Source organism: Synechococcus sp. 65AY6A5, assembly GCF_002760415.1.
In the GTDB taxonomy this organism is placed as follows: domain Bacteria; phylum Cyanobacteriota; class Cyanobacteriia; order Thermostichales; family Thermostichaceae; genus Thermostichus.
The window spans coordinates 265,180-280,597 of record NZ_AXUW01000001.1; the positions used below are offsets into that span (position 1 = coordinate 265,180).

Sequence of the window (15,418 nt, forward strand, 5' to 3'; positions counted from 1 at the left end):
AAGAGTGAAAAGTATACGGTTATTGGAGCTATTTCCTTGAGAGGTGTAGTTGGCTGTCGTGTCATCAAGGGTGGGATGAAGAAAGGAGATTTTTTGGAGTTTTTGAGAAGCGAGCTATGTCCGAAGCTAGATGCGAGGAAGGATTTAAATATCCACAAGAGTCGGGAAGTTGAGGAATTGATTAGGGGGACAGGAGCACGAATCCTATACCTACCTGTGTATGCGCCGGAGTTGAATCCCATTGAGATGATGTGGTCGGTGTTGAAGCATTTTATTCGGCAGCTTTGCAGAATTGGGAAATATAGCATGGGGCAGATAGTGAAGACTTCTTTACTACTGATCAATCCATCCTCCTTCCAAAGTTGGTTTGCTAAGTGCTGCTATTGTACCCCTTGAGTCCTTAACAGGCTGTAAGCTCAACCACTTTACGGTCATTTCGGCTGATGGAGTTTCTCTTTCCTGACAGAAGCCAAAACCAGTGGTACACTACCGCTACGGTGAGTTGGTCAGATTGATGGCAGGGATCCCTCATTTCTATTGGCGTTGGGCTAGGTGGGCTACACCGGCTCTGTGGGCGTTGCTGCTGTCGCCTGCTCCTATGGCTTGGGCTTCTGCTCTGGAGGTGCCTCAATTTGATCTGAGTGTTGTCCGCTCTCGTTCTTTGCCGTGGCGGCACCCGCTCCCTTGGCCAGAGATAGGGGATCCCAACCCATCTGAAGCTGAGGTCGAGGCGGCGGAGCATCTTTTCTTGGAGTTCACCCTCGAAGAGAGCAACGCCGCCATTGCCCTGTTCGGGTGTGATTGCCCAGCCCATATCAACCAACTGCGACGACTGCGCGGCCTGCCCTTGCTGTGAACGGGGGAGAGCTGACGGCCCCTCTGAACAGCACAGTTTGTATATTGCTAAGGCTGAGGTTCTCCCCCTGCTCAGTAGCCTGCTTCCGCGCTTCAGTTCGCGGATGGTCTACATAGCCCTGAGCCGGTGGAGTTTTGTCAGGCAGGGAGGCAAGCTGTCCCTGGGCATAAATCCAGTCAGGGCGTTGTGGGGATTGGCACAAGACAAGGGCTAAGCGGAGGGATCCGGTAGGGGCCTACGGTCTACCGGTTGCGGCTCCTCTTGAGGGGTGAGGGTTTTCAGTTCTGGCAGCGCCGTTCCTGCCGGCGCGTCAGCAGCAGGGCTCTCGGCAAAGTTGCCCGGCAACGGTGTCGGCGAGCTGGAGCCGGCGCGGTTCAGCTCCTGCAGAGCAGCTTGGGCCGGCTGAAACTGGGGATCCAGTTCCAGGCAGCGCTGCAAACTGGCCTGGGCCGCCTCCCGCTGGCCGGCCTGTAGTTGGATTAGCGCCAAGGTATGCCAGAAGGCGGGCCGCTGCGGCTCCAGTTCTGTGGCCCGTTGGGCGTCGGCTAGAGCCAGCTCCAATTTCCCCAGCTTCAGGGCCTCCCAGGCGCGGTTGTTGAGGGCCACCGCGTCTTCTGGGGTGAGCTGCAAAACCCGCGAGTAGGCCTCCACCGCTTTTTCTGCCTCTTTCAGGTCGCCATACACTAGCCCTAAGGCAAACCAGCCCCAGGGATCCCGTTCGTTGAGGCGGGTCATCTGTTGGGCGGCAGCAAGGGCTTCTTCCAACCGGCCCAAGCGCCGCAGGCTGGTGATCTGGCCAAACCAGCAGGCAAAGCTGCCGGGACGCTGTTGCACCAGGCGCCGGAACTGCTCCAGGCTGGCTTCGTATTGCCCCAGCTCCTGCTGGGCCACCGCCAGGGCGTAGCGAGCCGGGAAGTCCTCTGGCCGGATTTTCAGGGCTTCCTCGAAGTGAATGCAAGCCTCCCTCAGGTAGCCCAATTTCTGGAAGGCCACGCCGCGGGCATACCAGCTTTTGGGGTTGTCGGCGTCGTAGCGCAGAGCACGTTCCAGGGCCTTGCTGGCCAGCCGATACTGCCCCAGGCGCAGCAGAGCCACCCCTAGGTTGTGGAGCGTAATGGGATCCCGGCGGCGCAGCCGCAGCGAGCGCTTGTAACACTCGATGGCCGAGCGCAGCCGCTGGCAGTGGAACAGGGCATTGCCTTGGTAGCGCCAGACCCGGCCACTTCTGGGGTTGAGCTTCAGGACGCGGGCAAAGCTGGCCGCCGCCGAGCTGGGCCGCCGCAGCCGCCGCAGCACGATCCCACGCGCCAGCCAGGTGCGGGGCTGTTGGGGGTTGTAGCGCAGCGCCTTGTTCAGGCTGTTGAGGGCCAGCTTGGGCCGCTTCAGTTGCATGAGGCGAATGCCGCGATTGTGCCAGGCCAAGGCATCTTCGGGGTTGCTCTCCAGCACCTTGTCGTAGTTGACCACCGCCGCTTTGTACTGGCCCAGGCGCCCCAAAATCAGGGCCAGGCGCAGCCGCGTCTCCTCGTCGTAGGGGTTGATGCTCAGGGATCCGTTGTAGCTGTCCACCGCCTCGCGGTAGCGGGCCAACTGCACCAGCACATCGCCGCGCCGGCTCCAGGCCAGGGCAAAGTTGGGATCCATGTTCAAGGCACGGTCGTAGGCGGCCAGCGCCTCGCTCAGGTTGCCCCGCTTGCGCCACTCCTCGGCCCGCTCAAATTGAATGTCGGCGCTGTTCCACTGAAACAGCCGCTGAATAAATTGCAAAATGGCAATCTTGCGTGCTCCTTCCTCCGGCGTGGCAGAGGGCATTTCGCCGGTGGCAATGCGCAGGATGGCCATTTGAATGGCCCGCAAAAAGGCCTGGAACCCCCGCACCTCCTCATCTTCAGGGAGTTCCTCGCGGCGACGGTATTGCAGCCGAAATCGCTGCAGATCCCCGGGGGCGGGAAAGCTGGGATCCAAAAAGTGCATCAGCTCCCGGGCCCGGTACTCGAACAGCACCGGATCCTCATCGGAGCCGCTAAAGTCCAGCAGCGGCGCTTCTGCCAGGGGGCGGGGCAGCTCGGCGGGCGTGTGCAGCAGCGTCAGCAGGCGCTGGTTCTGCCGGGGCGGGGCGTGGGAGAAGCCGCTGTAGAGCTCATCTCTGGGCCAGGGATTGGCGACAAACTCCGGCGAGGCCACCACCCCGACCCAGCGGCACTGTTCGATGGCCAGTTGCAGCTCCAGCCGGCGGTCGTCTCCTGGCTGTAGCATCCAGCGGTCAAACCAGACCTTGAAGCCCTCCCGATCCAACCGCTCCGCCAACTGCCGCGCCCAACGGGCCTGGGCCCGGTGGTAACGCAAGAAGAGGTCGAACTTGTAATGCTCGGAAGACATGAACGCCCGCTCGCTGCTCTTTTCCAGCTTATCTTTGCCACCGCCTCGGCGGCTTGGGGCATTGCCCTTCCCCGGCTGGGGGATAAGGCACCAAGTTTCTGTCAACCCTTTTGCCGTTTGCGCCAGCGGGACGGAGTCCTTCGATGGCCAGACCAAGATCGGCGATAGTTGAGGAAGGGTTGGTCAGGAGGGGGAGATGGTAAGCGGAGCGCTGGCGATTGGGGCTGCAATTGGCTTGGTGGTTTTGCTGTTGGAAGCGATTCGCTATCGCCGCTGGGGATCCCTTCGCCGTTGGCAGCCGGCAGTGGGGCTGGGCTTGGCAGCCTTGGCGGCGCTGGGGGCAGGGCTGGGACAGTTGTCGGAGCCGATCCCGCTAGCGGTGTTGCTGGGGGGACTGGTGGGGTTGGGTCTGCTGGGCTTGAGCGGCTGCGGGCGGGCCGGGCAGGGGCTGGCGGTGCTGCTGCTCAGCTTGGCCAGCGTGTGGGGCCTAGCCCGCGGTGCTTTCGAGGAATCTGAGGCGGGAGCTGCTTTTTCTCTGCTGCTGTGGGGCTGCGGCCTGGGGATGGGCTTGGTGGGGATCCCGTTGCTGGGCTGCTTGGCCGAGGCGGAGATGCTGTCTGTGCTGATGGGTCTGGGCCAGGGCTGGAGCGGCATCGCCGCCTTGACCTGGGGATCCCGCCTGCTGGAGATGGGCTCCCCCCAAGATCTCCCTTGGTCGGTGCTGCTGCCGGTGGGGCTGGCTGCCCTCAGCCTGGTGGCGGGCACGCTGCCCCTGCTGATCCTCCCCGTTCCCGCCAGCGGGACGGAGTCCTCGCGCGACAGCGAGGTGGGCTCCAACCGGCTGCTGTCGGCCCTGGGGCACGGTGTGGGATGGCTGGTGGCGACGGCGCTGGCTTTGGCCCTGGTGCGCAACGGGCTGTACCAGGATCCCTTTTGGGCGCTGCTGTACGGGGCGGGGGTGCTGCTCTCGTGGGCTCTGCTGGCTTTGGAGGGCGGGATCCCGGCACCCGAGGGAAAAGAGGCCTTGCTCTGGCGGGCCTGTGTGAGCCTGACGCTGGTAGGCGGTGGGGCGCTGCTGGCGCTGCGGCTGGGGGGATCCTACGGGGCGGCGCTGCTGGGGCTGGGGTGTCTGGCTTTTCCCAGCCGCTGGGGGGCAATGGCCGCCCTGTTTTTGTCGGCCCAACCCCTGCTGCAAAACCTGCTGCACCAGTTCAACCTGCAGGTGGCCGGGATCGACCTCACCCAGCCCTATGTGGCGGCGGCGCTGTACCTGGGCATGGCGAGCATGGGGCTGGCAGCGCTTGTCCACTGGGTGTACGGGCAAGACAGGCCGCTGCCGACGGGGATCGGCCTGACGCTGGCCAGCCTGCTCCTGCCGCTGGGGGTGGGCTATTTCGTCCACGCCCAGCCGCAGGCGGCCTTCTTGCTGGCAGCCTTGATCACCGCCTTGATCTTGGCAGCGCTGCAGCCCATAGCCCTAAACCAAGAAAGGGGAAGGGCACCTTGGACAGGGACCCAAGCTTTGGGCCTGGCTATGCTTGCCATTTTGGGCTCCAACCTCAGCCGCAACTGGACGGTGACGGGGTTCTATGCCACCCGCCTGGAGCGGGCCCTGGTGCTGGTGGTTCTCGTCGGGATCCTGGTTCTCTGCCTCTTGCTTGGGCAGGGCTGGCGCCTGTGGCAGTCCAGGACTGCATCCCGCTAAATGCCCACCCTCGCCTGTTGGGGCTCCCAGACCGTGAAACCTGTTCCTCTCGGCACCCGCGGCACCTGGCAAGGGATCCCCGGCCCCGAGCAAACGGCAGAGGCCCTGGGCAACCCCGGCGTGAGGGTGATCGGATCCCCGGCGCTGTTGGCGCTGATCGAGCGGTGCGGCCACAACACCTTGCAGCCCTTCTACGAGGGGGAAGAAGCCGTCGTCGGGATCCGCTTTGCCCTGGAACACTGCTCGGCAGCCGTGGTCGGGGATCCTCTACACGTTCAGGTTGAGGTTGTGCAAGCGGTGGGAAGGCGCATTGAATTTCAGGTGAAGATCACGCAGCAGGGGCGCTTGGTCATGCAGGGATCCTATACCTGTCAGGTGGTCGATTTGCCCCGTTTTCTGGCTCGCTATGGGCTGGCCTGAGGTCATCCAGCGCCTGGCAGGGCTGTTGCTGGTCACGGGGTTGGGGCTGTTTTTGTTCTGGCCACAACAGCTCCTGCTGCGCTACCGCAAGCCTTGGCAGGGCCCCCTCGCCTGGGTTGGGGAATGGCGCGGGTGGAGGGGCTTGGCTCTGCGGGGCAGCCGTCGGGGTTGGGAATGGCGCTGCGGGTCCCTATACGTTCGCGGGCATTGGCCAGCCTGGGTGGGCTGCCGTCTCTCCTTTGCCGACTGGCCTCGCTTCTGGCCCCTTCTGAGGCGGTTGGCCGAGGGGATCCAGATCCAGTCCTGGCGAGGCGGCCTGGAAATCGGCTTTGCCGACCCGGCCTTGACGGGGCAGTGCCTAGGGCTTTTGGCAACCCTCCCCCCCTCGCTGGCTTGCCACCTGCGCTTGACCTTCGCCCACACCGGCTGGCACGGACAGGGATCCCTGCTGCTTTGCTTTCGCGCCTGGCGAGTGCTGGGGCCGGCCTTGGAATTGGCATGGCTCATCCTGCGCAGCAGCCGCTCGAGGATCCGATAGAACTCGTCAGCCCTCTCTTGGGCTCTTGCAGCAGCCCAACTACCAGTCATCATCGATGTCTAGAATTTTCCCGGCTCTGCCATCGATTTTGACCTCAATGTCGTTGGCAAACCCCACCTTCCAAACCCAGCGCCCATTCTCCCGCTCCAGTTCGACTTCTTCAACGGAAGCAGCGGGAACAACTAAGCGAGCAATCCAATAGTTTCTTCATCGATTGCTGAGACAGAAGACTGGGCAAAAACCAGCTCTGGGCCGGTCTTGAGGCCAGCCAGCGGGTTGCCGACCAGCATCGCAATCATCAAACCTAGATAGATAACAGCAGGTTTTAGAGAAGTAGGGGAGCTCGAGGGGCAATAATCCCCTCAATAAATATTGAGGGGAGGATGCCATCAATTTCAGGTTCAACCCTCTGAGAACCGGATGGTCTCACGTCGGCCTGGGCAGGTTTTGCAGCGCAGGATCCCCAGGGCAGCGGATCCCTTCTCATCTAGAGCCACCTCTGCTGGGGATGCGACAGCTCAGCCTTAAAGGGCTCTCCAAGGCAAAAGCAGGGTGAAGGAAAAAACCGGTTGCCACCCCCCAGGCAAATCTCAACCCTGCGGAGCAAACCCCTGCTAGACTGTTGAATTAAATACACAACCTAAAAAGCCGGCCAATAGCTGGCTGGTCTTCTAGCTCAAACCCTTCAGGTTGAGCGCTCGGTCGTCTTCAGTGGGGAGAAGATATCGTGGCAACAGGGGCCTATGCACTGGTGGATAGCCTGCATCGACATGGGGTGCAGCACATTTTCGGCTATCCAGGAGGAGCGATCTTGCCCATCTACGACGAGCTGTACAAGGCCGAATCCCAAGGGCTACTCAAACATTTCCTAGTCCGCCACGAACAGGCCGCTGCCCATGCTGCCGATGGCTACGCCCGCGCTACCGGCAAGGTGGGGGTGTGCTTTGCCACCTCGGGGCCAGGAGCAACCAACCTGGTGACGGGCATTGCCAATGCCATGATGGACTCTGTGCCCATGGTGGTGATCACCGGCCAGGTGCCCCGCCATTTGATCGGCACCGACGGCTTTCAGGAGACCGACATCTTTGGCATCACCCTGCCCATCGTCAAGCACTCCTACGTGGTGCGGGATCCGCGCCAAATGGCTCGGATCGTGGCCGAGGCTTTTCACATTGCTGGCACCGGGCGACCGGGGCCGGTGCTGATCGACATTCCCAAAGATGTGGGGCTGGAAGAGTTCGACTACCAGCCGGTTAGCGAAGTCAACATCCCCGGCTACCGGCCCACGGTGCGGGGGAACCCGCGCCAGATCCACGCGGCGGCCAAGCTGATCCTGCAGGCCAAGCGGCCCCTGCTCTACGTGGGGGGCGGGGCCATCATCTCGGGTGCCCATGCCGAGATTGCCGAGCTGGCCCACACCTATCAGATCCCGGTGACCACCACCCTCATGGGCAAAGGGGCCTTCGATGAGAACGATCCCCTCTCGGTGGGGATGCTGGGCATGCACGGCACCGCCTACGCCAACTTCGCCGTTACCGAGTGCGACCTGCTGATTGCCGTGGGGGCCCGCTTTGACGACCGCGTAACCGGCAAGCTGGACGAATTTGCCAAGCACGCCAAGGTTATCCACATTGATATCGACCCGGCAGAAGTGGGCAAAAACCGCACTCCGGACGTGCCGATTGTGGGAGATGTGCGCACCGTCCTGGTGGAGCTGTTGGCGCAGCTAAGCAAAATGCCCTACACCCCTGGCCAAACGCAAGCTTGGCTGGCGCGGATCGAGCGCTGGAAACGGGACTACCCCCTGCAGGTGCCCCGCTATGAGGGCGTGATCGCCCCGCAGCAGGTGATCGATGCCTTTCGTCGCCATGCTCCCCACGCCTACTACACCACCGATGTCGGTCAGCACCAAATGTGGGCGGCGCAGTTTCTGCGTAACGGGCCGCGCCAGTGGATCTCCAGTTCTGGCCTGGGCACCATGGGCTACGGTTTCCCGGCGGCCATGGGGGTCAAAGTGGCCCTGCCCCACGCCGAGGTGATCTGCATCAGCGGCGACGCCAGCTTCCAGATGAACATGCAGGAGCTGGGCACGGTGGCCCAGTACGGCATTGCCACCAAGGTGGCCATCATCAACAACGGCTGGCAGGGCATGGTGCGGCAGTGGCAACAGGCTTTCCACGGCGAGCGCTATTCTCACTCCGATATGGCGGCGGGCATGCCAGATTTTGTCAAGCTGGCCGAAGCCTTTGGTATCAAGGGCATGCGCGTCGATCACCCCGATCAAGTGGACGACGCCATCCAAGAGATGCTGCGCCACGAGGGGCCGGTGGTGGTCGATTTTGTGGTCAAGCGGGACGAGAACTGCTACCCGATGGTGCCCGCCGGCAAAGCCAACTACCAGATGATCGGCCTGCCGGAAAAGCGGCAACTGGAGCAAGCCGCCGAGCTGATTTACTGCCCCAATTGCGGCACCAAAAACCCCAGCCTGCACAAGTTCTGCGCCGAGTGCGGCACCAAGCTCTAGAACCGGCAGGGCTGGCCATCAGGGCAGGGAAGTTGGGATCCCTTCGCAACAAGGCCCGCCCTCGGCAGCGGAAAGTCCGCAGGGATGCCGATGATGGCTATTTCAAACTGCAGTCGTTTCAAACCCGATTGAAGAAAACACTTCCCGAGCGCCCCTCTGCTGCGACCAACCCCAGCCCATCGTCCAAGAGGAAGGGGGGGAGTGAGGCTCAAGTAGTCGGAAATTCTTTTTTCCACGCGGTGCGGGTGGAAGTTGCCAAAAGGTTCCGGCCTTACCCAATGGTCAGAGGGGCCGGTAGACACGGTAGTTGAGGTTGGGGAAGATGTTGTCCATGTATTCCACCTTGGCCAGCCACTGCTCGTCTTCAGGGGTGGCTTTTTCTCGCCGAAACTGGCCGGCTTGGATCTTCTCGTAGAGGTGATTGAAGCGCAGCAGGTGGGATTTGGTGCGGCGTACCGCATAGGGAACCATCGTCCCCGTGCGCATGATGAAGGCCCAGTCGGAAGATTGGGCCAGGAGCAATTCCCGCGCCGCCTGGTTCAGGGCCCGCCACTCCAGGTCATCGGCAGGCTCGCGGCGGCTCAGCTCGATCATCCGCTCGGTAGCCTTGTGCAGGTGGGGGTAGATCCAGGCGTTGGTGGGGTTGAGCCAGTACTCGTGGAAGCCGCGCGCCCCCCAACTGGACTGGGCAGGTTTGCACACCTGGTGGGTGGGGTTCTCCCGCAAGTACTCCGCCAGGTGAGTCATGCGATAGGTATTTTGGTCGAAGTAGCTCTTGCGAATGAGGAAATCCAAAAACCAGGGGCCCTCATACCACCAATGGCCGAACAGCTCGGCATCATAAGGGGCCACCACCAGCGGCGGACGCCCCATGACGCTGTACAAATACTCGATCTGCCGCTGGCGGTTGAACATGAAGTTGCCCGCATGTTCTGCCGCCTTCTCCCTGGCCCAGTAGGGATCGTAAAGTTGCTTCTGTCCCAGATCGAGGTTGCGCCCCGTGATGCGGTGGTACTTGATGCCGGTGTTTTTCCGCTGGCCGTTGGGCATGATGTAGGGCTTGATGTACTCGTAGTCGGCCTCGTACCCCAGGTCTTTGTAGAACTCGCGATAGACGGGATCCCCAGGGTAGCCCACCTCCGCTGACCACACCTGCTGCGAAGACTCGTGATCCCGACCGAAGACGGCAACGCCAGTCTCGGTGAAGATGGGGGCGTACATGCCGTAGCGGGGCCGCGGCTTGGCATAGAGCAAACCGTGGGCGTCGGTGATCATGTAGCGCAGGCCGGCATCGGCGATCATCCGCTCCAGCCCCTGGTAGTAGGCGCACTCCGGCAGCCAGATCCCTCTTGGCCATTGGCCAAAGTGTTCGTTGTAGTGCTCGCAGGCCACGATAAGTTGGGCCCATACCGCCTGCGGGTACATCTGCATCAAGGGCAGGTAGCCGTGGGTAGCCGCGCAGGTAATGATCTCCAGGTTGCCGCTGTCTTGAAACTGTTTGAAGGCCCGCACCAGATCCCGGTCGTAGCGCTCCCAGAGATCGCGCACCATGGCAAATTGCTTGATGTAGTGCTCGGCCAGGTAGCGAATGTGGCCGTTGGTGGCGTTCTTGTCGTATTCCAGTTGGGCCAGCTCTTCCAACTTGGTTAGGTAGTGGTCGTAGCGCTCCTGCAGCAAGGGATCCCGCAGCATCGACACCAAGGGCGGCGTTAGGGACATGGTGAAGCGAAAGTCGATGCCATCTCGCCGCAGCCCCTCGAACATGTGCAGCAGCGGGACATAGGTCTCGGTGATGGCTTCGTAGAGCCATTCTTCTTCCAGCACGAAGTCCTGCTCAGGGTGGCGCACAAAGGGCAGGTGTGCGTGGAGTACCAAGGCGAGATAGCCCATCATAGCGGCCAGGGATCCTCAGGTAGGAGAAGATAACCGAGCAAGCTCCCCTTCCCCGGCAATAAATCTGTAGGGAAGGTTAAGAGCGGCATTGCTACCTATCGTCCAGCATTTCCCCCTTGTGGTCAAGGGCTGGGATCGCTGGGGATCGCTCAGCGGTGGCGAATGAACTCGTAGATCTCCAGGTATTCTTTGCCGGGGTAGTTCCAGGAGTAGTCGTAGCTCATGCCCTGGACTTGCAGTTGGCGAAACTGGTCGGGAGCGGTGTACCACAGGTCGATGGCCCGATCCAGCGCCGACTCCAGAGCCGCGCGATCCGTGTGGTAGAACACGTAGCCATTGCGCTGCTCCGGCAATTTGCGAGTGTCGTAATCGCGGTCGAAAACGGTATCCACCAGGCCGCCCACGCCCCTCACCACCGGAACCGTGCCGTACTTGAGGCCGATCATCTGGGTAAGGCCGCAGGGCTCGTAGTGGCTGGGCACCACAAGGATGTCTGCCCCCGCATAGATGAGGTGGGAAAGTTCTTCGTTGAAGCCCAGCTCGATGTGAACATCGGGGTTGTCGTTGAGGTAGCGTTTCTCATGGGCAAACCAGGCGCCGATCCCCGGCTCCGTGGCGGATCCCAGCAGCACGAATTGGGCATTTTTAAACAGGGAGCGGTAGATGGCATGATGCACCAGATGCACGCCTTTTTGCTCGTCCAGCCGCCCAATATAGGCCACAATGGGCTTATCAACATCTTGTAGCCATAGCTGATCCCGCAGTGCTTTTTTGTTTTTGGCCTTGTTTTCCAAAGTTTGCGCCGTGTAGTGAAAAGGAATAAAGCGATCGATCTCAGGGTTCCAAATATCGTAGTCGATGCCATTCAAGACGCCGCGAAACTTGTGCTGGTGCAAGTAAAGAGTGTGTCCCAGTCCATAGTTGTAATTACCAAATCGCGCTTCCAGGGCATGGGTGGGGGAAACGGTGGTCACGAAGTTGGAAAAGACGATCCCGCCCTTCATAAAGTTGAGGGCAAAGGGGTTAAAGTTATCTCGCAGGCGGTCGTAATGAAAGTAATAGGGCTCCCGGTTGAGGCCGGTGGCCCAGAGGATTTCCGGGCCGCCAAAGCCTTGGTGTTTAAAGTTGTGGATGGTGTAGCATACCCGCTGGTTTTCCATGCCGTGGTACTTGTAAATCTCAAAGAGCAGCACCGGCACCAATCCTGTCTGCCAATCGTGACAATGAATGATATCGGGGCGCTTATTGCTTTTGAGAAGAAACTCCAGAGCCGCCTTGCTGAAAAAAGCAAAGCGCATGTTGTCGTCCGGGCAGCCGTAGTAGCAGCCACGATTAAAAAAGTTGTCGCCGGAGTGGGGCTCAATAAAAAAGCAAAGGCGGCCATGTACCCAGCCGCAGTACACCGAGCAGTGAATAGCTCCCCCATACCAGGGCACCCAGAGGTCGCGGTAGGCATCGTGCAAGCCCCAGATCTGGTCGTAGCGCATGGTGTCGTACTTGGGCAAAACCAGCTCGACACAGTGCCCCCGCACTTCCAGCTCTCGGCTGAGGCCGTACACCACATCCCCCAGCCCCCCCGCCTTGATGACCGGGGCACATTCCGACGCAATCTGCACGATGTACATTTCGCGCTCTCCCGTAGCACCGCCTTACTTTTCTTCACAAAAGATAATCTCTTTTGGCTTCTACAGCCCATCCCCCGCCTCAGCGAAAAGGGATCCCTGTCCGGGGATCCCTTCCTTGCCTAACAGGTGGCTAGCTCAATCTCTGGCTGCGCTGCCTACGGGTTTGGCTGGCGGCTCAGGCATCTGCCTGGGATCGCTCAATACCACTGCTGGGCATAGAGGCGCTGCACCAGATAGAACACGAACAGGGGCACATCGACGCGACGCTCGTCGATCATAAAAGACTCAATGGTGCTGGCCGGGGATCCTTCAATAGCGCAGCGGAAGAACTTGGGCCCATTGAGGGATCCCTCGGCAAAGAGGACGCTAAACTGCTTTTTGCCGCCGGCAAACGAGCCAATCAGCGTCTTGCCCTCCAGCCGCAGTTGCAGATCGGTGACGCCGCGTTTCTGAAAAGCGGCGATGGTTGCCGGGATCACATCTTCTGCAATGAGTTGCTCGAAAGGCTTCTCTTCCTTGGCTGGTTTTTTTGCTGCGGCTTTGGGCGAGGCTTGGGCAGTGTCAGTCTCCTTGGGAGCAGGGTTGGCGGCCTCAACCCGGGCCGGCTTTTCGACAGCGGTTTCCTGGGCGGGGGTAGGTTCTCCAGACATGGGCTGATACTCCGATAACAGGTCAACGATTGGCGTGCGGGCTGGCAGGCCCAGAGTCAGGGATGGAAGAGAGGCTAACCTTTGGGGATGTACTGGCCGACAATTTCTTCAGCAGGGATCTGGGGGAAGCCCATGCTGTAGTTGGGGGTACGCCCCTGCAGGTTGTAGGCAATTTCCCCTTGCTTGAGGAGAGAGCGAATGAAGTGTTCCAGGTCAGAGCCGATGCGCCGCAGGTTGTACTCAGTCAGATCCCGGCCCCTGTACTCTTCTACCAATTCCTCAAAACGAGCATAGACCTTCTGCAAGGCGGCATCGTTCCAGACCAGCTCGTTGTCGGGATCCACATCGAGGGTGAGCAGATCGTCGCGAGGCACAAAGTGGTTATCGGCGGTCACCTCGCCAGCAAAGATGTGAACGTGGCGGGTGGTGCATTTCAGCATGGCTGTCGCTCCGGTCGAGATCCTACGCCTTTGTTCAAGGTATCATTCCTGGCGCCGAGGTGGGATCCCTTGTCGTCCAGATCCCAGAAAGTTGCCCAGGCCAATCTCCCCACCCAACAATTCTGGGGAGAAGCGGGATCCCTCTGGCACAGAAGAAGCCTAAAAGTACGGCTGTCGGCTGCGTAGCCGGTGTTACTGGAAAAATTTAAAAAGCCGGACTACCTTCCCCAGGGAAACCTAAGCTTGTTTATGAGATAACCCATGGTTGTTCTAGGCAGACTGGATCAAATCAGCGATATTCTGCTTCATCCTACTGCAAATCACATCAAGGGGCAGGTCGTTCGGATCCCGTCCAAAGGGGTTCTCAATTTCAATGCCGATCTCCTCGACGCCAAACAGCATAAAGGCCAGCAGCCCGACAATGGGGCCGGTCATCCAGCCCAATCCCTCCACCATCTGAAAAGGCAAAGACAAACAATACAGCAGCAACAACTGCTTCAAATGTAAGGCGTAGGCCATTGGCGTTGGGGTCATGAGAATGCGCTCGCAGGCGCCCAGGACATCGACCATGTTATTGAGCCGCTCCACCATGATCGTTAGCTGATAGACTTCAACGCGGCCTTTTTGGTATTGGCGCTGTAGGTAGTCTCCAATCCAAAAGGCAATTTGCAAGGAGGGATGGTTGAGGTTTTTAAGACGTTGCAACTGCTCTGGGCTGAGGAGGGTCTGAAGCTCATCTGGCAAAAATTCTTGGCGCAGATGTTGCTTCATGGCGATGGCAAAAGCAGGCAGGAGATAGAGGATTTTGATTTTTTCTTCCCGATCGTCTGGCTGCTTCTCTTCAATGGCTACCCAAATCAAGCGGGCTAAGTTGCGCACGTTGCTCACCACGCATCCCCAAGCTTTTCGCCCCTCCCAAAACCGCTCGTAGGCAGTGTTTGTCCGAAACACCAGCATCAAGCCAAAAACGATGTTGGGCACGAACGCCACCAACGAGGACAGCGCTATGGGCAACCCCAGCTTGTAGAGAACGGAAACCAGCACTCCCAGGAGACCACAGATGAGGGTGCGAGGCAGCACTGCCGGCACAACCGATCCGTGCAACTGCAGGGCCAAGCGAAACCAACGCAACCCATTTCCCGATAGATACTGGCGAATCCTGGTGTGGCGTCGGCAAGCCTGCCCCCTGATCCTACTACCGTCATGGCAACGGTTGTTGACCGAAACCTTGGCGGCGCAGGCCCCCCTCTTCCCCGCCGTATACGGGGGGATGAATCCCTTGACCTGACGGGGCAACTTCCAGGGTCTCAGGAGTCATTTCAAGCTAGTTTAAGAGGTTCTCTTTGCTCTCCTCAGGTTGAGAGGCAGGGATCCAGAAGTTGCTCTGCAGCAGAGGGGCGCCAGTGGGGGATTCGCTCCCGCCTGCCGGTTCGAGGGTAATCCAAAGGCGGGTCGGCTGCTGTGAATGGGTGGGCTGGCTGAGCCATTGCAGGGATCCCTCGGCGTTGACGGTGAAGGTGCCGGCGCTTTCCAGGCGCTGCCCAGCCGACTCCAGCCACAGTTGGTAGGTGGTTCCCGGGGGGGCAGGGGGCATTTCTGAAGCCAAGAGCAACACCTGCTTGGCGCGGGGCGACCAGAGAGCTTGTACCAACAGGGGGTTGCGGAAGCTGGGGTCGCGCAGAAGGGTTCGCCGTACCTGCGGTTGTCGTTGCCACTCCTGATAGAGCCGTTGAATGGCTACCGACTCCCCCTGCCAGCGCAGCCGCCAGTAGGCCGCTGTTATGGCCACTGCGTAGATCCCTAACCCTACTAAGCTGCCCCAGAGGAGGCGCCGCGGCCACCAAGGAGGTGCGACCCGGATGGAGGCAGGGGCGGGCAACCAGCTCCAGCGCCGCAAGCGTTCTTGGGCTTGAAAGGCCGTCAACTCGTAAAGCCACAGGGCCACCGAGCGATCCCGCTGCAGGTCAAAGGCCTCCGCATGTTTCCAGCAGAACTCAAACACCTGGCGCACCACCTCTTCGGCCTGGTGAGGCTGCTTGAGAGTGGACAGCGCGATCTCCAGCAGGCGCTTTTGGTAGCGATCCTTAAGTAAAAAGTGGCTGCGGCGATCCCGCAGTTGGATCTGGCGCATCAGCTCGAAATCGGTCGGCTCCGCCATAGCCCCCCATCTGCTGCGCCTGTCCAGCCCGGCTTTGGGTCAAGCGGTAGCGCCAGGCCGGTAGCTTTTTCAAAAATATACATCAGCCCTGGATCCAGCTCACCGGCAAGCCGACTTCATTTTGTTGCGGCTGGTGCAGATGCCGGCCGTGCAACTTGCGGTATCCGCTTTTACTCGCACCTATCTCCTACAAAACGAGGAGCCGACCCAAGACACCATTTTTTCAGTGC

14 protein-coding genes are annotated in these 15,418 nt (G+C 60.3%); 6 read left to right on the top strand and 8 right to left on the bottom strand.

Annotation, left to right across the window (positions count from 1 at the left end; translation table 11 throughout):
• Positions 1-396, top strand: a 396-nt coding sequence (locus tag SYN65AY6A5_RS01235; protein ID WP_206336947.1) for a transposase, incomplete at its 5' end; no start/stop codon positions are given.
• Between the two features lie 202 nt (positions 397-598).
• Positions 599-856 (top strand): hypothetical protein, encoded by a 258-nt coding sequence (locus tag SYN65AY6A5_RS01240; RefSeq protein ID WP_049749773.1) that lies wholly within the window; start codon positions 599-601, stop codon positions 854-856.
• Positions 857-1,066: 210 nt separating this feature from the next.
• Here the strand turns inward: SYN65AY6A5_RS01240 and SYN65AY6A5_RS01245 are convergent, their stop codons facing one another.
• Positions 1,067-3,235 carry a toll/interleukin-1 receptor domain-containing protein gene (locus SYN65AY6A5_RS01245; RefSeq protein WP_041438461.1) on the bottom strand — a complete coding sequence of 723 codons (2,169 nt, stop codon included), beginning with the start codon at positions 3,233-3,235 and terminating at the stop codon, positions 1,067-1,069.
• 196 nt (positions 3,236-3,431) lie between these two features.
• Here SYN65AY6A5_RS01245 and SYN65AY6A5_RS01250 point away from each other — a divergent pair, with 196 nt between their 5' ends.
• The 3 genes from SYN65AY6A5_RS01250 to SYN65AY6A5_RS01260 are packed head-to-tail and all read left to right on the top strand — an operon-like array spanning position 3,432 to position 5,898.
• Positions 3,432-4,940, top strand: coding sequence for a hypothetical protein (locus tag SYN65AY6A5_RS01250; RefSeq protein ID WP_011430892.1), 1,509 nt, complete (start codon positions 3,432-3,434; stop codon positions 4,938-4,940).
• Between the two features lie 33 nt (positions 4,941-4,973).
• Positions 4,974-5,360 (top strand): hotdog domain-containing protein, encoded by a 387-nt coding sequence (locus SYN65AY6A5_RS01255; protein ID WP_099813344.1) that lies wholly within the window; start codon positions 4,974-4,976, stop codon positions 5,358-5,360.
• Positions 5,347-5,898, top strand: coding sequence for a hypothetical protein (locus SYN65AY6A5_RS01260; protein WP_011430890.1), 552 nt, complete (start codon positions 5,347-5,349; stop codon positions 5,896-5,898). The genes SYN65AY6A5_RS01255 and SYN65AY6A5_RS01260 overlap by 14 nt, the downstream gene beginning before the upstream one ends.
• Before the next feature lie 39 nt (positions 5,899-5,937).
• Here the strand turns inward: SYN65AY6A5_RS01260 and SYN65AY6A5_RS14740 are convergent, their stop codons facing one another.
• Positions 5,938-6,093 (bottom strand): PepSY domain-containing protein, encoded by a 156-nt coding sequence (locus tag SYN65AY6A5_RS14740; RefSeq protein WP_346426067.1) that lies wholly within the window; start codon positions 6,091-6,093, stop codon positions 5,938-5,940.
• Positions 6,094-6,625: 532 nt separating this feature from the next.
• Between SYN65AY6A5_RS14740 and ilvB the strand changes: the two genes are divergently transcribed.
• The gene (ilvB, locus tag SYN65AY6A5_RS01265; protein ID WP_099883747.1) at positions 6,626-8,422 is read left to right on the top strand and encodes a biosynthetic-type acetolactate synthase large subunit; all 1,797 of its coding nucleotides are present in this window, start codon (positions 6,626-6,628) and stop codon (positions 8,420-8,422) included.
• A 282-nt stretch (positions 8,423-8,704) separates the two neighbouring features.
• Here the strand turns inward: ilvB and SYN65AY6A5_RS01270 are convergent, their stop codons facing one another.
• The 6 genes from SYN65AY6A5_RS01270 to SYN65AY6A5_RS01295 form a co-directional block, all read right to left on the bottom strand.
• On the bottom strand, positions 8,705-10,312 hold the full coding sequence (locus SYN65AY6A5_RS01270) for a 1,4-alpha-glucan branching protein domain-containing protein (protein ID WP_011430886.1): 1,608 nt from the start codon (positions 10,310-10,312) through the stop codon (positions 8,705-8,707).
• A gap of 152 nt (positions 10,313-10,464) precedes the next feature.
• A complete protein-coding gene (glgA, locus tag SYN65AY6A5_RS01275; protein ID WP_011430885.1) occupies positions 10,465-11,940 on the bottom strand; it encodes a glycogen synthase GlgA in 1,476 nt (491 codons plus the stop codon).
• A gap of 197 nt (positions 11,941-12,137) precedes the next feature.
• Positions 12,138-12,590 (bottom strand): DUF2996 domain-containing protein, encoded by a 453-nt coding sequence (locus SYN65AY6A5_RS01280; RefSeq protein WP_099813003.1) that lies wholly within the window; start codon positions 12,588-12,590, stop codon positions 12,138-12,140.
• Between the two features lie 74 nt (positions 12,591-12,664).
• Positions 12,665-13,030 (bottom strand): NAD(P)H-quinone oxidoreductase subunit M, encoded by a 366-nt coding sequence (locus tag SYN65AY6A5_RS01285; RefSeq protein ID WP_011430883.1) that lies wholly within the window; start codon positions 13,028-13,030, stop codon positions 12,665-12,667.
• A gap of 270 nt (positions 13,031-13,300) precedes the next feature.
• Positions 13,301-14,161 carry a bestrophin family ion channel gene (locus SYN65AY6A5_RS01290; RefSeq protein WP_240527344.1) on the bottom strand — a complete coding sequence of 287 codons (861 nt, stop codon included), beginning with the start codon at positions 14,159-14,161 and terminating at the stop codon, positions 13,301-13,303.
• 193 nt (positions 14,162-14,354) lie between these two features.
• Complete coding sequence (locus SYN65AY6A5_RS01295) at positions 14,355-15,188, bottom strand: anti-sigma factor (RefSeq protein WP_011430880.1); 834 nt, start codon at positions 15,186-15,188, stop codon at positions 14,355-14,357.
• Positions 15,189-15,418: the final 230 nt, after the last annotated feature.

What these genes read in the sequence shown, in the direction of transcription:
- SYN65AY6A5_RS01295 (WP_011430880.1), bottom strand. Translation starts at nt 15,188, where the DNA reads ATGGCGGAGCCGACCGATTTCGAGCTGATGCGCCAGATCCAACTGCGG.
- SYN65AY6A5_RS01270 (WP_011430886.1), bottom strand. Translation starts at nt 10,312, where the DNA reads ATGGGCTATCTCGCCTTGGTACTCCACGCACACCTGCCCTTTGTGCGC.
- SYN65AY6A5_RS01245 (WP_041438461.1), bottom strand. Translation starts at nt 3,235, where the DNA reads ATGTCTTCCGAGCATTACAAGTTCGACCTCTTCTTGCGTTACCACCGG.
- SYN65AY6A5_RS01285 (WP_011430883.1), bottom strand. Translation starts at nt 13,030, where the DNA reads ATGCTGAAATGCACCACCCGCCACGTTCACATCTTTGCTGGCGAGGTG.
- SYN65AY6A5_RS01250 (WP_011430892.1), top strand. Translation starts at nt 3,432, where the DNA reads ATGGTAAGCGGAGCGCTGGCGATTGGGGCTGCAATTGGCTTGGTGGTT.
- SYN65AY6A5_RS01280 (WP_099813003.1), bottom strand. Translation starts at nt 12,590, where the DNA reads ATGTCTGGAGAACCTACCCCCGCCCAGGAAACCGCTGTCGAAAAGCCG.
- SYN65AY6A5_RS01260 (WP_011430890.1), top strand. Translation starts at nt 5,347, where the DNA reads ATGGGCTGGCCTGAGGTCATCCAGCGCCTGGCAGGGCTGTTGCTGGTC.
- glgA (WP_011430885.1), bottom strand. Translation starts at nt 11,940, where the DNA reads ATGTACATCGTGCAGATTGCGTCGGAATGTGCCCCGGTCATCAAGGCG.
- SYN65AY6A5_RS01240 (WP_049749773.1), top strand. Translation starts at nt 599, where the DNA reads ATGGCTTGGGCTTCTGCTCTGGAGGTGCCTCAATTTGATCTGAGTGTT.